The sequence below is a fragment of the Vibrio sp. La 4.2.2 genome (assembly GCF_027586995.1).
GTDB lineage: Bacteria > Pseudomonadota > Gammaproteobacteria > Enterobacterales > Vibrionaceae > Vibrio > Vibrio mediterranei.
Window position 1 is genome coordinate 546,360 of sequence record NZ_JAPPTJ010000002.1, and the last position, 19,151, is coordinate 565,510.

The 19,151-nt window shown below is 44.3% G+C and carries 17 protein-coding genes; 11 read left to right on the forward strand and 6 right to left on the reverse strand.

Going from position 1 to position 19,151, the window contains the following annotated elements; all coding sequences use genetic code 11:
* Window positions 1-13 precede the first annotated feature (13 nt).
* Complete coding sequence (locus OH456_RS05675; RefSeq protein WP_270032993.1) at window positions 14-1,213, reverse strand: thiolase family protein; 1,200 nt, start codon at window positions 1,211-1,213, stop codon at window positions 14-16.
* 244 nt (window positions 1,214-1,457) lie between these two features.
* On the opposite strand from OH456_RS05675, the gene OH456_RS05680 reads away from it, so the two are divergent.
* The 5 genes from OH456_RS05680 (at window position 1,458) to OH456_RS05700 (ending at window position 6,444) form a co-directional block, all read left to right on the forward strand.
* Window positions 1,458-1,835: a MerR family transcriptional regulator gene (locus OH456_RS05680; RefSeq protein WP_006074362.1), complete on the forward strand. Its 378-nt coding sequence runs from the start codon at window positions 1,458-1,460 to the stop codon at window positions 1,833-1,835.
* Between the two features lie 71 nt (window positions 1,836-1,906).
* Window positions 1,907-3,076, forward strand: a complete 1,170-nt coding sequence (locus OH456_RS05685) for an isovaleryl-CoA dehydrogenase (protein WP_124942035.1) — start codon at window positions 1,907-1,909, stop codon at window positions 3,074-3,076.
* Window positions 3,077-3,087: 11 nt separating this feature from the next.
* Entirely contained in the window at window positions 3,088-4,701 is a 1,614-nt protein-coding gene (locus tag OH456_RS05690; protein WP_270032994.1) for a carboxyl transferase domain-containing protein, read from the forward strand.
* Between the two features lie 12 nt (window positions 4,702-4,713).
* Window positions 4,714-5,511 (forward strand): enoyl-CoA hydratase-related protein, encoded by a 798-nt coding sequence (locus tag OH456_RS05695; protein WP_270032995.1) that lies wholly within the window; start codon window positions 4,714-4,716, stop codon window positions 5,509-5,511.
* A gap of 6 nt (window positions 5,512-5,517) precedes the next feature.
* Window positions 5,518-6,444 carry a hydroxymethylglutaryl-CoA lyase gene (locus OH456_RS05700; RefSeq protein ID WP_006074366.1) on the forward strand — a complete coding sequence of 309 codons (927 nt, stop codon included), beginning with the start codon at window positions 5,518-5,520 and terminating at the stop codon, window positions 6,442-6,444.
* Here OH456_RS05700 and OH456_RS05705 read toward each other — a convergent pair whose 3' ends face one another.
* Window positions 6,445-8,859, reverse strand: a complete 2,415-nt coding sequence (locus tag OH456_RS05705; protein WP_270032996.1) for a beta-mannosidase — start codon at window positions 8,857-8,859, stop codon at window positions 6,445-6,447.
* A 351-nt stretch (window positions 8,860-9,210) separates the two neighbouring features.
* Here OH456_RS05705 and OH456_RS05710 point away from each other — a divergent pair, with 351 nt between their 5' ends.
* Window positions 9,211-9,777 carry a PhnA domain-containing protein gene (locus tag OH456_RS05710; protein ID WP_006074368.1) on the forward strand — a complete coding sequence of 189 codons (567 nt, stop codon included), beginning with the start codon at window positions 9,211-9,213 and terminating at the stop codon, window positions 9,775-9,777.
* 61 nt (window positions 9,778-9,838) lie between these two features.
* On the opposite strand, the gene OH456_RS05715 is transcribed toward OH456_RS05710, so the two are convergent.
* Window positions 9,839-10,780: an endonuclease/exonuclease/phosphatase family protein gene (locus OH456_RS05715; RefSeq protein ID WP_270032997.1), complete on the reverse strand. Its 942-nt coding sequence runs from the start codon at window positions 10,778-10,780 to the stop codon at window positions 9,839-9,841.
* Window positions 10,781-11,357: 577 nt separating this feature from the next.
* On the opposite strand from OH456_RS05715, the gene OH456_RS05720 reads away from it, so the two are divergent.
* The 3 genes from OH456_RS05720 to OH456_RS05730 all read left to right on the forward strand — a co-directional run bounded on the left by OH456_RS05720 (window position 11,358) and on the right by OH456_RS05730 (window position 14,690).
* A complete protein-coding gene (locus tag OH456_RS05720) occupies window positions 11,358-12,596 on the forward strand; it encodes an aromatic amino acid transport family protein (protein ID WP_270032998.1) in 1,239 nt (412 codons plus the stop codon).
* Between the two features lie 144 nt (window positions 12,597-12,740).
* A complete protein-coding gene (locus OH456_RS05725; protein WP_270032999.1) occupies window positions 12,741-14,177 on the forward strand; it encodes a methyl-accepting chemotaxis protein in 1,437 nt (478 codons plus the stop codon).
* 300 nt (window positions 14,178-14,477) lie between these two features.
* Window positions 14,478-14,690: a hypothetical protein gene (locus OH456_RS05730; protein WP_006074373.1), complete on the forward strand. Its 213-nt coding sequence runs from the start codon at window positions 14,478-14,480 to the stop codon at window positions 14,688-14,690.
* Here OH456_RS05730 and OH456_RS05735 read toward each other — a convergent pair.
* Window positions 14,665-15,324 carry an HAD-IA family hydrolase gene (locus tag OH456_RS05735; RefSeq protein ID WP_006074374.1) on the reverse strand — a complete coding sequence of 220 codons (660 nt, stop codon included), beginning with the start codon at window positions 15,322-15,324 and terminating at the stop codon, window positions 14,665-14,667. The genes OH456_RS05730 and OH456_RS05735 overlap by 26 nt on opposite strands.
* 124 nt (window positions 15,325-15,448) lie before the next feature.
* Window positions 15,449-15,949, reverse strand: coding sequence for a flavodoxin (locus tag OH456_RS05740; protein WP_198558870.1), 501 nt, complete (start codon window positions 15,947-15,949; stop codon window positions 15,449-15,451).
* A gap of 73 nt (window positions 15,950-16,022) precedes the next feature.
* Here OH456_RS05740 and OH456_RS05745 point away from each other — a divergent pair, with 73 nt between their 5' ends.
* Window positions 16,023-16,499, forward strand: coding sequence for a CreA family protein (locus OH456_RS05745; RefSeq protein WP_006074376.1), 477 nt, complete (start codon window positions 16,023-16,025; stop codon window positions 16,497-16,499).
* A 52-nt stretch (window positions 16,500-16,551) separates the two neighbouring features.
* Here OH456_RS05745 and OH456_RS05750 read toward each other — a convergent pair whose 3' ends face one another.
* Window positions 16,552-17,499: a sensor domain-containing diguanylate cyclase gene (locus tag OH456_RS05750; protein WP_270033000.1), complete on the reverse strand. Its 948-nt coding sequence runs from the start codon at window positions 17,497-17,499 to the stop codon at window positions 16,552-16,554.
* A 213-nt stretch (window positions 17,500-17,712) separates the two neighbouring features.
* On the opposite strand from OH456_RS05750, the gene OH456_RS05755 reads away from it, so the two are divergent.
* Window positions 17,713-19,017, forward strand: a complete 1,305-nt coding sequence (locus tag OH456_RS05755; protein WP_124942025.1) for an inosine/guanosine kinase — start codon at window positions 17,713-17,715, stop codon at window positions 19,015-19,017.
* Window positions 19,018-19,151 lie beyond the last annotated feature (134 nt).

Here is a 19,151-nt window from a genome sequence, read left to right on the forward strand (position 1 = left end):
CTCCCTCTCCGTATTAACGTGGAATTTCCACAGCTATTGCGGTCGCTTCCCCACCACCAATACACAATGCAGCTACACCTTTGAGCGAGCTTTTCTCGCTCTCTGAATCCGCTAGTTTTGCTATCAAACTATGAATTAGAGTAACCAATATTCGTGCGCCACTTGCACCAAGAGGATGACCTAACGCACAGGCTCCTCCATTCACATTCACTTTGTCGCTATCCAATTTAAAATGATTCACCGCTATTTGCGTGACGACAGCAAACGCCTCATTGATCTCCCATCCATCCACGTCATCCACGCGCCATTCGAGTCTAGTAAGTAACTGTTTGATAGCTCCAACGGGGGCCAGGGTAAATTCACTAGGCTTTCTGGCAAACGATGCATGTCCTTTAATAATGGCTAAAGGTTTGAGCTGCTGAGCCATAGCCTGCTCTTTTTCCATCAGTAGAAGCGCAGCCGCTCCGTCAGAGATAGCACTTGAGTTCGCTGCGGTAATAGTGCCATGTTGACTAAAGGCGGGTGTCAGCTTTGGAATTTTGTCGAGATTGATGGTTTTTGGCAGTTCGTCATCATTAATGGGCCCATATCGCTTGCTATCGAGTGGCGCTATTTCGCTGCGAAATAAGCCTTGCTGCTGGGCATTGAGCGCACGCTCTGCAGACATGGTCGCCCAACGGTCCATTTGCTCGCGAGAGAAACCAAGCTCATCCGCGGCAGCTTGTCCGTACACGCCCATTAGCTTGCCTTCATAGGCATCCTCTAAACCATCGGTAAACATATGGTCGTACGCAGACTTGTGTCCGATTCGCATCCCTTGTCTTGCATTGGACAACAAGTAAGGCGCGTTGGTCATGCTTTCCATACCACCAGCGATCACACAGTTTGCCTCGCCAAATTGAATCATCGAATGGGCAAGCATTACCGTTTTCATGCCAGAGCCGCATACCTTATTAATCGTGGTACAAGGAACCGACTCCGCTATCCCAGCGCCCAGAGCAGCCTGTCTCGCTGGCGCTTGACCACAACCAGCAGGCAACACACATCCCATCAAGAGTTCATCAACGGAAGATCGGTCTAAAGCAACATTATTCAACACCGCCTTTATCGCAGCACTTCCCAACTGTGGAGCAGTGAATGACGACAGTTCACCTTGAAACCGTCCCATCGGTGTTCGTTTTGCAGCGACAATCCAGACTTCTCGTTGATGCATTACTCTCTCCTTGTGCCCTTGTGACGACGTTGGTCTTTAAACTGCATTCTCGACTATTTCCTTGACGTATGAGTAAGCATAGCACTAACATTTACGTAAACGTAAAGAAACAACTTAATAACGTATCATTTTTTCATTACGCCAATGTCGGACATCACTACATCAAACGACTGGGTAATGACTTTTAAAATTAATGCAGTGGTCGCGAAGCCTGACCAAAACATAGTTCGGAGAGCAGTAACCGATGGAAACTTATAAGATCAGCGAGCTCGCAAAAGAATTTGATGTAACAACTCGCAGCATTCGTTTTTACGAAGATGAAGGATTAATACAACCTGACCGTAAAGGCACGATGCGAATCTATCAACGAAGAGACAAGATTCGCTTGAAGTTAATACTGCGCGGTAAAAGACTTGGGTTCTCTCTTGCGGAGATACGCGAGTTATTTGAGCTTTATGATACACATCAGGGAGAGCATCAGCTCACGCAAATGCTCAACATCATTGATGAAAAAGAAGCGGTTTTAAAACGCCAACTTGAAGACATTAATGCACTACTGGAAGACTTATCTGTGGCAAAGAAACGTTGTATCGAAGCCTTAGGAAAGCAGAAAACAAGCTAATTGCTTCTGACGCTGTGATTCATTGCCAAAGTAAAAGGATGTAGAGTCTCTTCCAGATAAAGGGAGGTTCTATGATTAGTCAGTACAGCCCACTGAACTTTGGGCTTGATGAATCCATCAATTTACTGCGCGAGCATGTCAGTGTTTTTGCTCGCGAACGCATCGCCCCTATCGCTGCACGAGTAGATGCGGATAACGCATTTCCAAACCACCTCTGGCCAGAGCTTGGTGAGATGGGTCTACTCGGCGTAACCGTTGACGAGCAATATGGTGGCGCTGCCATGGGATATCTTGCTCATGTCATCGCTCTAGAAGAAGTCAGCCGCGCTTCTGCTTCCATTGCCCTCAGTTACGGAGCTCACTCCAACCTTTGCGTTAATCAAATCTTTCGAAATGGTAATGATGCCCAGCGAGCAAAATACCTCCCAAGACTCGTTGATGGTACTCACATTGGTGCATTAGCGATGAGTGAAGCGAATGCAGGCTCAGATGTCATAAGCATGCAGCTTCGTGCAGAGAGACACGGTGACCATTTTGTGCTTAATGGCTGCAAGATGTGGATTACCAATGGTCCAGATGCGGATGTGGTTGTGGTTTATGCCAAGACTGAACCTTCAGCGGCTCAACACGGCATTACTGCTTTCATTATTGAAAAACAATTCGAAGGATTCAGCCACGCACAAAAACTAGACAAACTTGGCATGAGAGGCTCCAACACCTGCGAACTTGTGTTTCAAAACTGCAAAGTACCCTTAGAAAATGTTCTAGGGGAAATCAATCACGGTGTTGAAGTACTGATGAGCGGGCTTGACTACGAGCGTGTCGTGCTAGCAGCGGGTCCGCTAGGCATCATGCAAGCCTGCCTTGATTTGGTTGTCCCCTACGTTCACGAACGAAAGCAGTTCGGCCGCTCTATTGGTGAGTTTCAATTGGTCCAAGCAAAACTCGCTGATATGTATACACGCTGCAATGCTGCACGTGCCTATTTGTATGCGGTCGCCAGCGCTTGCGATAGAGGCGAAATTACTCGAAAGGATTCTGCTGGTGTCATTCTCTACAACGCTGAGCTTGCAACACAAATGGCGTTAGATGCGATCCAATTGTTAGGCGGGAATGGCTATATCAATGAATATGCAGCAGGACGTTTGTTGCGTGACGCTAAGCTATATGAAATCGGTGCCGGCACATCAGAAATCCGCCGCATGCTTATCGGCCGAGAGCTATTCCAAGAGTCTCAATAGCGGAGGGATTTATGACTAAAATTATCAGTAAAGTGAAACCCAATTCAGAGCTTTATCTAAAAAACCAAAAAGCAATGAATGCGCTTGTGGCACAGCTTGAAACCGACCTTTCAACCATCGCGGAAGGCGGTGGCGAAAAAGCCATTCAACGTCAACGTGCAAAAGGAAAGCTTCCGGTTCGCGAACGTATTGATGCCCTGCTCGATCAGCATTCTGATTTCCTTGAAATTGGTCAATTTGCAGCATGGGAGGTATACGAGGACAAAGTACCTTGTGCAGGAGTCGTCGCTGGAATTGGTACGGTTTGCAACACTCAATGTATGATCATTGCTAATGATCCCGCCGTTAAAGGCGGAACCTACTACCCGCTGACCGTCAAAAAGCACCTTCGAGCCCAAGAAATAGCGGCGCGATGCCACCTTCCTTGTATCTATCTTGTTGACTCTGGGGGAGCAAATTTGCCTCACCAAGCCGAAGTATTTCCAGACAAGGAGCATTTCGGGCGCATTTTCTTTAATCAAGCTCGAATGTCGGCAAAAGGCATACCGCAAATCGCTGTGGTTCTCGGCCTATGTACCGCTGGCGGCGCGTATGTTCCCGCTATGGCTGACGTATCCATTATGGTCAAAAATCAAAGTACGATTTTTCTCGCAGGCCCCCCTCTCGTAAAAGCAGCGACCGGAGAAGAAGTGACCGATGAAGAACTCGGCGGCGCGGACGTACACTGTAAAAAATCCGGTGTCGCTGACTATTATGCCCACAACGAACAACACGCGTTGGAGTTAGCACGACAAGCCGTTTCGAGCACTAACATAAGCAATACGCTACCAGCCACTCATGCCGCGACAAAAACAGGATCACCTAGTTATGACCCAACTGAGATATATGGCATTGTAAACTGTGACTTGAGGCTTTCCTTCGATGTCCGTGAAGTGATAGCACGAATCGTCGATGACTCTGAATTTGACGAGTTCAAAGCACTTTACGGAGCAACCTTAGTCTGTGGTTTTGCTCGAATTGATGGACGACTCATTGGAATTGTTGCCAACAACGGCATCTTATTTTCCGAGTCAGCCCAAAAAGGCGCGCATTTTGTTGAACTGTGTGCCAAACGTAAAATCCCGCTGCTGTTTCTTCAGAATATCACCGGTTTTATGGTCGGCAAGCAATATGAAGAAGGCGGTATAGCAAAACATGGCGCGAAACTGGTCATGGCGGTCTCATGTGCCGATGTGCCCAAGTTCACTATCATCATTGGGGGTTCATATGGCGCAGGCAATTACGGCATGTGTGGCCGAGCCTACGACCCAACAATGATGTGGATGTGGCCAAATGCGCGTATCTCAGTGATGGGGGGATTACAAGCGGCCAACGTACTCACTCAAGTAAAACGTGAAGTGAAGAAACGTCAGAATCAACAATGGCTTGAACAGGAAGAGCAAAGCTACAAACAAAATATCGTCGACCGCTATAACAATGAAGGCCATCCCTATTATGCCAGTGCTAGGCTTTGGGATGATGGCATTATCGATCCCAAAGACACACGCCGTATTTTGACGCTTGCGATGCGTGCTACTGATAACGCTCCTATCCTCGATAGTGAATTTGGCATCTTTCGAATGTGACGGGCAACGGCTATGACTGAACTTAATGCTATTCAATTTACCGTCGACACCAAGGGAGTCGCTCACCTGACGTTAGATCGTCAACATAAAAGCAATGCCTTTGATGACGCGATGGTTGCCGATCTGCTCGATGCACTGCATCGCGTTGGGAACGACAAGAATATCCGCTGCTTAGTGTTACGTGGTAACGGAAAGCACTTCTCCGCAGGGGCTGATTTAGCCTGGATGAAATCCATGGCTAACAAAAGTCAAAACGCAAACTTGGAAGATGCCCAAAAACTTGCCGAACTAATGAAGCGTCTAGACACGCTAACGATTCCAACCGTAGCTGTCGTTCAAGGTTCGGCATTTGGTGGGGCTTTAGGGTTGCTGTGCTGCTGCGATGTAGTGGTTGCCCATGCCGACTGTCGATTTTGTCTTAGCGAAGTGAAACTTGGACTTGTACCTGCGACCATTGGACCTTACGTCATTCGTACCATAGGTGCCCGTTATGCTCGACGTTATATGCTGAGTGCTGAAGTCATGGGCGCCCCTCAAGCTCTGGAGCTTGGAATTGTTCACGAGGTGCTACTAGGTAGTAAGATAGATCCCTTCGTGGATGCACTGGTCGACAAATTCGTTGCCAATAGTCCAAATGCAATAGCAAACACTAAGGCTTTGATTCAGCACTGCCACAATCATCCAATCGATCCTCAATTGATTGATTTCACAAGCCAAGTTATTGCCGAGGCCCGTACCTGTTCTCAAGGTCAGAAAGGTCTGCAAGCCTTCTTCGACAAAGTGCCGCCTATTTGGAAAGAAGAGGAGTAAATTCTAATGGCTACCCTTACTAATCCTGTCCTTCCTAGTCACGTTAATATTGTTGAAGTAGGTCCGCGAGATGGATTACAGAACGAAAACAACGTAGACACGTCACACAAAGTGAACCTAATCAATCAACTGACAGCCGCTGGACTAACACATATTGAGTCAGGAGCGTTTGTGGCGGCAAAACGTATTCCTCAAATGGCGGATTCATCGGAGGTTTTTCAACAAATAACGAAGAAGGAAAACGTCACCTACTCCACACTAACGCCTAATTTACAAGGCTTAGAAGCGGCTATCTCAGCAGGTGCTGACGAAGTGGCCGTATTTACTTCCTGCTCTGAGTCTTTTACTCAACGAAACATCCATTGCTCAATTGGAGAAAGCATTCGACGGTTCATTCCCGTCATTGAAGCTGCTCATCAACACAATTTAAGAGTTCGTGGCTACCTCTCGTGCATCGTTGATTGCCCCTATGAAGGTAAAACCACGCCTGAGCAAGTGGCAGCGATCAGTGACACCCTAATAGAGTTAGGTTGTTATCAGGTGTCACTAGGCGACACCATCGGTACAGGAACACCGCTGAGAATAGCTAGGGTGTTAGAAGCTGTCTTGGAGAATGTCCCCACATCGCAATTGGCCGTTCATTTTCACGATACGTACGGACAGTCGCTTGCCAATCTTTATCAAGCGCTACTAATGGGTATTCAAACCATAGACAGCAGCGTCGCCGGACTTGGGGGATGCCCTTACGCCGATGGAGCGTCTGGAAATGTGGCAACTGAGGACGTGCTCTATCTCTGCCATGAGTTGGGAATCGCAACAGGTGTAGACCTTGAGTCTGTCGCCCAAGCTGGTTGGACAATCTGTAACGCACTGAACAAAGAGCCAGCATCAAAAGTGTCACTGGCTCTAAGGGCGAAGCAAGGTCAACGTTAATTAGTAGCTATTGCTTAAGTCATAAACACGTAGCGTCGATAGCAGTGTCTCTAACTCCTCACCAATATAGTTAACCTGATAAGGCTCATTAGGCAACAAAGTAAAACTGGAATCACTAAATCGCCCAGAACCGTCGTGCTCCAAATGAACGAAAAACGCTGGTTTATCGGAGGTTAATATTATCGTACTTCCATCGATCTCCACTTGGATTTTCGCTTTGTTAATGGCCAACTGTTTCACTTCCGGTTTGGCAAACCATGTATTCTGACTCCACTCACCTTGAGATTCGAAGCGGACAAAGAAGAAACCATGGTCAGCTCGCGTCTGCCACCGCGATTTGTTCAACGACCAAACTTCTTGATTTTCATCCGGTGCGATATCAAGGTTCAAATTCCAGTTGCCAAGTGGTTCACCATTCCAACTCATCCACATCACTTCAGCGGTGACCTTTTCTTGAGTTCTTCGATTGTTAACCAGCCTCAAGGTAAGGGCATCATCAGTCTCAACAAATGGTACATAGGTAGGAGCAAATACACGTTTGGCATGATAATGAAGTTGTTTCCAGCGACCGCTATATTCAATACTTGACCAAGAACTTACCGGCCAGTTGTCATTTAATTGCCAGTACAACATTCCTCGACAAATCGGAGATATAGAGCGCCAGTACTCACAACCGGTTTTAATCGCAATGGATTGTTGAACTTGGCTTAAATACAGCATCTGCTCAAAGCTAGCCGGAAAGCGAAAATATCTGGTAAACATCTCGGTAATAATGCTATTACCAGAGGCATTCTTTTGGTGTCCTTCAAATGTAGGTGAGGTTACGTTCCAATCTTCTTGCGGTACAAAGGTTTTTACTTCTGATAATGAAGGCCACGACTGAAAGCCAAACTCCGAACAAAATCGGGGTTTAATATTATGGTAAGCATTAAACGACGCACCAGAATGCCACACTTCCCAAAAGTGCATATCACCTCGAGCGTCATCGTGCCATGAATCGCCATAATCGAGTTCTCCGTTACAAGGAGACGAAGACCAAAACTTTCGTGATGGATCTTCTTGAGTGACAAAATCGGCGAGTTTACGATTTAATCGGTCATAATTTACGACATAGCGATCTCTGCTGTTTCTCGATTCTTCATACCAATTTAATGCACCTATTACTTCATTATCACCACACCACAAGGCAATACAGGCGTGGTCTTTTAACCGCTGAACTTGGTAGCGTACTTCGGGTTCTACATCGTCAATGAATGTCTGAGTGGATGGATAAAGCGAACAGGCAAACATGAGGTCTTGCCAGACTAGCAAACCTAACTCATCACATGTTTGATAGAAGATATCGGCTTCATACTGGCCGCCACCCCAAACTCGAATCATATTCATGTTAGCGGCGACCGCATCACCCAATAAGGACTCATAACGAGTTTTGCTTTCTCGCGCAGGCATGGCATCCATAGGAATCCAGTTCGCACCGCGCGCTGTAATAGGAAAATCGTTAATACGAAATTCCATCGCAGAGCCAATGTCATCTTCTGCATTGTTAAGCTCTAGCTTACGCAAACCAAGGCGTTTGTTTATTGTTTGACCGTCCATTGTGACGTTTAAATCATACAGTGGCTGCTCACCATATCCCGCTGGCCACCAGAGTTTGGGAGTCTCAATGGTAAAACTCACTGACGTCACCTCGCCGTCTGAGCTTTTAACTCGCGTTTCAATTTCATCAAATCCAATCGATATCTCTACGCCAGAAACAGCTTGGTGGTAAACCTGTACCACAACTTCAACTGAGCCGTCCTCTTTCCAGATTTGCTCCGTTGATACGCGATCTAAGCTAACTTCGTTAACCACGCTGATGAATACATCGTCATAGATGCCGGAAACAACTAGGCAAATTCCCCAATCCCAACCCGAGTGGCACTGGGTTTTACGGAGCAAGTTCATATGAGGAATTTGGTTATTGCTTCCCATCGAAGACGGTATTGGGAAAGGTAATGATATCGATCTATTTTTAGCTTCAAGATGGGCTGGCGTAAAAGTGATACAAATGGTGTTAACGCCAAGCTGAACATATGGCTTGATATCTATCCTACGCGAGACAAACATATTGGAAAAAGTGTCGACTTCTGTTCCGTTGATGACAAGCTTCGCTACCGTATCTAGGCGAGACAAGCACAAGAGTAACTGCTCAGAGGATAACTGCTGCTGACTCAATTCAAAGGCGCGACTAATTTGCCACTCACAATCCCGAACCCACTGAACCTCTTGCTCGTTACAACCCCAATATGGGTCGTTAATCACACCGGCTTTAAGTAGAGCAGAGTAATTATCGCCTGGTACTTGCATTGTTACTTCAACTTCCGGTTTTTGTTTACTTGTTAACAGCCAATCACCGTTCAGATTTATTCTCGTCATACACTTTCCCTAATATGCTTCAGACTTAAAATAACTATATAGTTTTATATTTACTCTTAAACTATATAGTTATCTAGTGAAACAAATGGGTTATGTGAACTGTTTATTTGTGGAGTAACAAAAGTTTGAACTCATACCCAAACCTTGCCTTGATGCCCATTTTAATCTCACTCAGTGAGAATATTCTTACAGCCCAAAAAGTCTATCGTGCGGTTTTAGTCGCTCCCGATCACACTTTTGGCTAAAACCATGTATAATGCGCGGCTATCAAACCGGTGATACTCAAAGTAAGTACCACATAACTATTCGGACGGAGGCTTAGGCCCGTCTCACCAAATAAAAGGTATAAGTATGTCTATTGAAGCAACTATGCTTGAACGCTGCGAAAACAAATGTGAACTATGTGGTGCTGAAACAGCACTTAAGCCTTTCGCGGTGGCTCCACATACCCAAATCACGGTTGATCACGCGATTATGCTTTGTGACACTTGCACAGGCCAAATTGAAAACCCAGAAACAATGGATGTTAACCACTGGCGCTGCCTAAACGACAGCATGTGGAGTCAAGTTGCTCCTGTTCAAGTTATGGCTTGGCGTCAACTTAAACGTCTTTCTGCTGAAGGCTGGGCTCAAGATCTTGTTGATATGATGTATCTAGAAGAAGAAGTAGCCAAATGGGCAGAACTTGGCCTAGATGAAAACATTGAAAAGCCACGTGATGTAAACGGCGTAGAACTTAAAAAAGGTGACGATGTAACGGTCATCAAAGACCTGCCAATCAAAGGCTCTTCTCAAGTAATCAAGCAAGGTACTGTGATTCGTGGCATCAGCGTTAACGCAGATGACCCTAAACACGTTCAAGGCAAAGCAAATGGCCAAGCCATGTATGTGATTGCAGAATACTGCCGCAAGAAATAATGATGTTCAATTTATAATGAACGAAAGAAGAGCGACCTTAGGGTCGCTTTTTGTTGCTCCCCTATAACTTAAAACGTGTTTCGACAGGAACATGGTCCGACCCATGAATCTGTTTCAAACTATCTCGAGAGCAAATAGTATTTTGCGAGCCACCGACACGCCTTATCCAAAAATGATCTATTGCAACAACAGGTACAAAAGGTATCGACCAACGTTTAATGAACCTAGGCCAACTGGCAACGGGTTGCTTGTCAAAGCTTGGTAGTATTTGATCGAATCGCTTTGTCGTACTCGCTAAATTAAAGTCCCCGACCACAATGGTCACATCTAACGGCGACGCTTGTGCCATATCAACAACATCTTCAATCACTTCATTCCTTTCGCGCCAGAGTACTTCTGATCGCGGTGATGGCGGATGGGCAGCTATCAAAAACAAATCTCGTTCGTTGGATGCTCGCCAGACCACTTGAATAATGTTGTGCCCCGATATCGAGGTGGTGGTATTCATACCATACAACGGTGCGCGGCTAAGTATCATTTGACCACTTGGATAACCGACTCGCCTCTGCCCACCATATTGATAAGGATAAAGATCTTTCAACAGTTTAAGCTGTTCCCCATGTTGCGGAGACACTTCTTGTAATACCAAAATATCTGGGCGTCGCTCACGAACAAAATCAATAAAGTTCCCAAGCTGCTGATTGTCATAATAGGTGTTGTATTGCATCACACTGACGTAATTCTCATCACAACCATCAGAAGTAATAAACTGTGGCGTTGTTCCGAATAGAACCAATGAGATAACCGACAACACCGCAGCCATCATTGCTGCTGACGTCTGTTTAATGATAATCAAAACAATCGTGAAGATAAGATAGCACGCGGGAATGAAGACAATAAATGCGGACAGATTTTCCAGCTGCCAGTTCAGGTCAAAATAGTAGAGATAACATCCCGAAAGTATGGGAAATAGAATAATGCAGAGTAGTAGTAATCGTTGCAAACCATCTCATCTCCAACCGAATTCATATATTCAGTGTAGCGGCTTTAAGTCTATGTGCTCACACAGTTAATTGGTACGAGCTGGTTTGCATGTAGTAATGTTGATTAGTCTTCCGTTTGCGACAATTCTTCGCAGTCAGGTAATTCGAAGCCGATCTCCATAGCATCAAGCCATTCGAGTGCTTCTTCGTTTGTTTGTGTTTCCATAATGTCATCCTGTTTTAGAACAAGCGCCTTTGTATTCATAGCCCTAAACACCAGACCGCTAACTACAAATCGCTTGAACACTCGTCATAGAGTTTTACCTAACGTATATGACAAAAGTAAGAAACCCAAGAGAAATCGACATTTATTTTGATACAACTCATTGTTAAACGATTGCGGAGCCAATAAATCTCCTACTCCAACACTCACTGCAAACAAAAATTTACACTAGATAAATTTATGTTTACATTATGCTTGTTATTTGGATTATTACACTGCATACTTCTCGAAAATTCAGCATTAATGACTCAAATTTGAGTGTTCGTTAAAACGATAATGCAAAGTAACCTACAAGCTGTAAAGTAGACTGTACAATGAAATCAAAAGTTCTCGGAAGCACACTTATTATTGCCGGTACAACCATTGGTGCTGGTATGCTCGCCCTTCCAATAGCCTCTGCTGGTATTGGTTTTGGTACTTCTTTAGTACTAATGTTCGCCTTATGGGCCTTAATGGCTTATACCGCTCTGTTGATGGTAGAACTTCACCAGTACGCCGATCATTCCGCGACATTACACACACTAGCTAAACAAGTACTTGGGAAAAAAGGTAAATACATCGCGAGTTTCGCCATGCTATTTTTGTTCTATGCACTTTGTGCGGCCTATATCGCGGGTGGCGGTGGCCAGTTCGCTGACCGTTTAGATATGCTTTTTGGTATTCGTTTGCCAGGAACCGTGGCCACTCTTCTTTTTACCGTTTTAGTCGCGTTAACAGTTACCATTGGTACTCATGCGGTAGATAAACTCAATCGAGTACTCTTTACGCTGAAACTGATCGCAATGGGCAGTGTTCTATTTCTACTAGCTCCTAATGTTACCCAAGGCTACCTGATGAGTATGCCTGTTCAGCAAGGTCTCATTGTCGCTTCTATCCCAGTCATTTTTACTTCTTTTGGTTTCCACGGCAGCATTCCTGCGATTGTGAACTACCTCGAAGGCAACACAAAAGCGCTGAAAAAAGCAATTGTTATTGGCTCTAGCTTACCCCTTGTTATTTATATTTTCTGGCAAATTGTTACCTTAGGCGTGGTACAACAAAGTACACTGATTGAAAACTCTGGTTTGTCTAACCTAATTGGCTTATTGGCGGAAGCAGTCCATGTCGAGAAGCTCGCTACTATTATCGGTGTATTCGCTGATCTAGCCCTAGTAACATCATTCTTGGGTGTGAGCTTAGGTCTTTTTGAATACTTAAGAGATTTGGGCAGCAAGTTCACTTCAAAACAAAATGGCACCAAGCAAACAGAAGGCCTGTCATTCTCTCAACGCGCAATTGCTGCGCTAGTGACATTTCTTCCACCGCTATGTTTTGCTTTGTTCTATCCACAAGGTTTCATCATGGCACTAGGGTATGCAGCGATCGCACTTGCTGTACTGGCTATCTTCCTACCAACCATCATGGTGGCCAAAACACGTAAACAGTTTACAAGTGAAACTGGCTATCAAGTCGCTGGCGGACACATTGCACTTTATTCCTCGATGTTGTTCGGTGTGATTATTGTTGGTTCTCAGTTACTTGTAACATTTAAGATCCTCCCTGCACTTGGCTAGTTAAGTGATCGTTGTCACATTTAAAATGAATGCCGCTAAGTGTATTTCATAAAATGTCGATATCATACCAAGATTGAAGGTCCTCAATGAGGGCCTTTAATTTTATCAGTCTATTCAAATAACAATATCACTCCCGGAGTTATCATGAGAGAAGTGAAATTTAGAAAGATCGACGCCTTGTTCATCAAGATGTCGATTAATGACAAGATGTGGGTACTATTTGCCCTATTTTTCGCCGCACTTACCTTTTCTGCGGTCAGTCGTTATCAAGACAGCGTCTCAAATGCAGAGCAACAAGCAATCGCTAGTGCTGAAGCCAAGCTATCTAGTTATTTAGAAGTAAGTTCAGCAACGGGTAACTCAAGCATTTTGAAAAACTTCAACGTTATAGAATCCATAAGCCAAGCATCTTCGATCAATAACGGTCAGGTAACAGCAACAGCTCGCGGGTTGGATGGCAAAAATTACAGCCTAACCACTTCAGCTTCTATACAAATAGACAACGCCAAGTCTCAAGCACTCACTTCTCTCGCTCTCACTTATCTCTGGCTACTGCCTTTTTCTATCTTTAGCTATTGGTTGGCCACTTTCCTCGGTGGTGCACTATTTACTCTTTACTCCACCACTCAGAAAATTGCCGACGGCGACCTAACCTCTCGTCTTAATTTTGTCGCTGGCCGCGATGAGTTTGGCACCATAGGTGTGGCATTGGACCGCGCTATGGACACTTTAACTGAGCTAGTCACCACCGTTAAGTCATCTGCAACCAGCCTGGAAGAAACAGCGTCTTCTTTTCAAGAGGAAATGGCGAAAAGTAACAACCAAATCAACAATCAATATGCGTCACTTGACTCAGTTGCTACCGCTATGGAACAGATGACGGCTTCCGCTCAAGAAGTGTCGAACATTTCTCGTCAGTCAAATGAACAGGCAGAAGAAGATACTAAGCAAGTTGAGCTCAGCTATCAACGCGTTCAACAAGCTATTGGTGATATCAATCAATTGTCTGCGTTTATCGAAGAAGCTTCACATTCTGTAGCGGCTTTGACGGATAATACGACCCAGATTAATGAAGTAATTACCACCATCAATGCAATCTCTGAACAGACTAACCTATTAGCGTTAAACGCAGCTATTGAAGCTGCAAGAGCGGGTGAACAAGGCCGAGGTTTCGCAGTCGTCGCAGATGAGGTTCGCACGTTAGCTGGTCGTACTCAGACAGCCACGGTCGAGATTCAAGCTATGATTGAAAAGCTTCAATCTGAAAGCCAAAATATTGCCGCCATTACTCAACAAACGGTAGAACAAGCCGAATCCAGTAGCGCACTGATTTCGGAGATTGGACATGACGTCAATTCTATCGCCGACTCATCTCGCGCAGTAATGGACATGAGTACTCAAATTTCTACATCAGCGGCGGAACAAAGCGCGGTGGCTGCTGAAATCGCAGCAGAGCTCAGTGATATTCGAGTTCAGTCCGGTACCATTCGCGAAGTAGCGGAACAAAGCGAGGTGGGCGTATCAAACCTTACTAAAGCGACGATTACACTGGGAGAAGTACTGACTCGTTACCGCACTTAACGTGCTCTGCTCATAAAACAGTATTTCAAATTAGAAAGCCAGCATAGCTGGCTTTTTTGTTGGCTTATTTTCAATATACAAAGAAACACCAAATACAAACCTAGATGCATATTAAATTACACATCAACACGCATATTCATTCGTTGAACCAATATCTCATCTGTACAAATAGCGACTAATAATGACTGTTAGTGACATAAGTCGCATTAGCGCGTGAAATCGAACAGTTTTCCACACTAGATATTTGAGCTCGTATTACTATTAGGAGGGTCAAGGTAACTTCGAGTAGTTAGGAGAGATATGTCACATAGCAAATCACAAGAACCATATACAGGACTATGTCCCGAGTGCGGAGCAGATGAAGGCCTGTTGTCTGAAGATAACGAAACGTTCTTGTGTGCGGAATGTGGCTACTACACCACAGAATTGACGAAGCAAACAACTCGTAGCTACCAACAAAAGTTCAATGCCACGTCAATCAAACCTTTTACGCTAAACTGTTCTGTTCATTAATGTGTTCAATGACCTGTTTCATTGATGTCAAACAGGTTGCATTTTTCTGTTCGTAGTCACAGCTGGTGGCAAAGTGTACGGTTCTAATACCCGCTGCTATGCCCATTTTGACGCCTTTCGATGTGTCGTCAATATAAACGCACTCATCCGGTAGAAAACCCATCATGGTTACTGAGTATTGAAGCAAATCGGGTTCAGGCTTCCAACTGTTGGCATCAAAAGCAGAAATGACTTTACCTCTGAATTTATCACTCAAGCCAACAATAGAGAGCATCTTTTGGGCTTTAGAAAGTGGACTGTTGGTAACAACACAATATTCAATGCCTTGTTGATCCAAGTGAGAGAGCAGCTCCAATGCTCCTTCCATAGGTCTAAGCTTCTGCTCAAACAAGCGTTGAGTTTCATTACGATAAATAGGTTCTAGTAAATCCAGCGAAACATGACTTTGTGCCAACGATTGAGCGGAAGATAGAACGTCCGCTATCTTGCCGCCCGAAAAGTTATCCGATACCGCTTCTATACTTAGCGTTACCCCTACCTGCTCAAACGTGGCAACTATCGCCTCACAACACAATCTTTCACTATCGACCAGTGTTCCATCACAATCAAACAACACACATTTTACTTTTGACATCAAACACCAAGCCTTACAACACTTATTTTTCGTAAAATATTAATATACTTCCCTGATCAATATGTGGGGCTAGGCGTGAGTTTTTATATATTGTTTTACTTGATGATCGAAACTTCCAAGCAGATCACCGTTTTTCAATCCAAAGGTCAGATTCTTTTGCAATATCTAAGGTTTGTATTAGAGACGCTATAATGGGCTCCGGGCTTAAATCCTGTGCGCTATGACAGGTAACTAAGTCCGAGAAAAGAATAACGGTGTCTTCTTTACTCACCAACACCGCGGCACAAGCTTCGCCACCCTCAAAGCCCAGATATAGGTCATGCGACTGGTCCAAAATAATTTGTGCGAAAAATTCCACTATCGCATTCTGATGGTGTTCAACCGCCCACCTTTTCGCCTGCAATAGAGCAAACATGACTGTTAATCTATGAAAATCAACCTTGTGCCACTCGATGTTCAATTCGCTTTCAGAATCCACCTTAAGCGACTCTAAGTAGTTGCTCGACAACGACTCCTGATACAATTCCCTTCCCTGTACGCTTTCAGGTGTTGGGAAATCAACGTCTATCTGGCTCGCTAGCCATTGATTTTTGTTGGTATAAAGTCGTTCTGCGACATCTTTCATAATAATCCTGTTCGATTTTTCGAGTAACCTTGGTTATGGTATACAAAAGCGTTGATAAAAAGGAATGCTCTCTATGTTTAAAAAGCTCTTGCTGGTCCCTGCTCTAACACTAGCCTTGTATGGTTGTGGTGATAAAGAGGTAGGTGATGTATCGCTGGGTATGTTCACATTAAAAGATATCAAACTCAATACTCTAACCGATCCTATTGTTACCGGTGTTACTTGCCATATTGCCAGCATTGAAGCTGACTTAAGCCTATCTGATCCAAGTGACAGCTCTATCTCATGTCGACAAACTGGTGAGATAACACCAGAAATGATCGCGCAAATCGATAAGTCGAAGTCAGGTGAAGTGGTCTTCAAGAAATCTAAGAGTATTTTCTTTAAGAGCATGAAAGTACGTCGCATCTATGACAAAGATAACCAAACGCTTATGTATCTTTCATACTCTACCAAAGAAACGTCAGGTAGCTTTAAGCACAGTCTCTCAACTGTTCCACTATGGAATACTGCTGCCTATGTTGAGCCGGCCACTGAAGTAGCCCAATAAAACATAAGCGGGTACTTTAATAATTAGAGGTACCCGCTTCCGCTAATAGTCATTATTTACATTGACCCGCTTGTATACAACCATTACAGCTTGTGACGGACTCTAAATGGTCACAAAACACGTAACTGGTATTCTTCCCTTTAGCGTTGAGCTTTACTTCCATTAAGGCTTTATCTGCCAATGCCAACAGTTGATCTTCCAATCCTTTTTGCAGAGATGCGACCCCAAGGCTTATCTTGATCTTGAACGGATGACCAGTGCTCGAATAGAGGGTTTTACTTGCTACTGATTCACGTACTCTTTCAGCCAATCTATAAGCATCGGGCAGCGAGGTTTTAGGAAGTAAAATAGTGAACTCATCTCCACCAAACCGAAAACAAAAATCCTCTTCTCGCACCGCTCCTAACAGGGTCTTACCTATCGACTGGAGAACGTAATCTCCAATACTATGCCCAAATCGGTCGTTAATGGATTTAAATCCATCCACATCCAACATTAAACAGGACATGTCATGGCCATGTCGTTTAAACGATGCGATCTCATGCTTTAATTGGAGTTCAAGAAATCGACGATTGTACAAGCCGGTTAGTACATCCCGAATGGCGAGGAACTCAAGTTCATTGTGGCGCGCCACGGTCTTTGAAATATCAATCGCTAACCCAAATATGCCGACCACCTCATTATGGCTGTTGAAAATGGGTGACTTCATATTTTGGTAGTGCTTAACCTCACCCGATTTCAACGTGTTCACTTCAACGTTTGAAACCGTTTTTCCATTCAGAACCGACACATCATTTTTGATAAGGTCACTTGCCTGCTCTATCGAGAAAAACTGATTGTCATCAGCACCGATAATCTCTTCTCTAGCACGAGCAAACAATTGACATACCGCTTCATTGACGTAGGTGTAACATCCGTTTTTGTCTTTGATAAAGAAATAACAATCCATGCGATCAAGCACTTCTTGAATTTTCTCTGGGCTTAGGCTCGAAATATTCAATATGCAATCCGTGTCATTGTAACTAGTCTTAGGTTAGTCGGCTGATAAACCATGTCAAGACTATGGTTATGCATTGGTTAACAGTCTGATTAAAGATTGGATTTCACCCCTTTCTGCATATGGTCAAAATCACACAAACGCTGCAATTTTATGAAACATTATTGAAGTCATTGTGATATCATGCCGCCAAATTTCGTTCCATCAGCGTTTACTATGAGATTCCCTGGACAACGTAAGTCAAAACACTATTTCCCAACTAGCAAGAAAGATCTGTCTGTTAGCCAAGCTCAGTCAGCTCCAAAGCTATTCCGACCGACTATTATTGGTGTTGGTCAAACGATCGTTGATATCGAAGCACGAGTTGACGATGCTTTTCTTGCTAAATACGACCTAAGTAAAGGTCACTCTCTGGTACTTGAAGAAAGTAAAGCAGACGCGCTTTATGAAGAACTGGTTGCTGAAGGACTAATTACTCACCAATTCCCAGGTGATACTATTGGTAACACGCTACACAACTATTCAGTTTTGGCAGATAGCAAATCTGTTTTACTGGGCGTTATGTCAAAGAACATTGAAGTAGGTTCGTACGGTTACCGTTATCTATGCCGAACGTCTTCACGCATGAACCTGAACCATTTACAAACTGTTGATGGTCCAATTGGCCGTTGCTACACGCTAATCACCGACGATGGTGAACGAACATTTGCGATCAACGAAGGTGAAATGAACCAACTTAAGCCAGAGAGTATTCCAGAGTCTGTGTTTAACAAGGCTTCAGCTTTGGTTGTTTCTTCTTATCTAATGCGTGGTAAGCCAGAAGATCCGATGCCTAAAGCGGTTGCACGTGCAATTGAGATCGCAAAATCTAAATCGGTACCCGTGGTGTTAACGTTAGGAACTAAGTGGGTTATCGAAGGCAACGAAAAGTTCTGGCAGGATTACATTAAAGACAATGTCACTATCGTTGCTATGAATGAAGAAGAAGGTGAAGCACTCACTGGATTCTCCGACCCACTACTTGCCGCCGACAAGGCGTTAGACTGGGTTGATTTGGTATTGTGTACAGCTGGTCCTGACGGCCTATATATGGCCGGTTATTGCGACAATGTTGCACTCCGTGAAACGACGCACGATATTCTTGAAGGCGAAATCGATGAGTTCAACAAATTTGAATTTAGCCGAGCAATGCGTAAAGCGGATTGTGCAGACCCGCAGAAAGTCTACTCTCATATTGGCCCATATTTAGGTGGCCCACTGGAGATTAAGAACACCAACGGCGCAGGTGATGGTGCTCTTTCGGCTCTACTTCACGACATGACAGCCAATGACTTTCATTGCCAGAATGTTCCAGAGTCAGATAAACATGTTGCACCTTGCTTAACCTACTCTTCTCTTTCACAAATTTGTAAGTATGCGAACCGAGTGAGTTACGAAGTCCTAACACAGCACTCGCCACGACTCACCCGCTCTTTACCAGAGCGAGAAGACAGCTTGGAAGAAGCATACTGGGATCGATAAAAAAGAGGCTTCGGCCTCTTTTTGTTTTCAAAACAATCAACTAAATAAAGAGTGATTAAAAATAGAACAGGTTGCTGAATATTTAACTTTACAAAGGATTTTTAACCAGTATTATCCTGACGCAAACGTTTCCT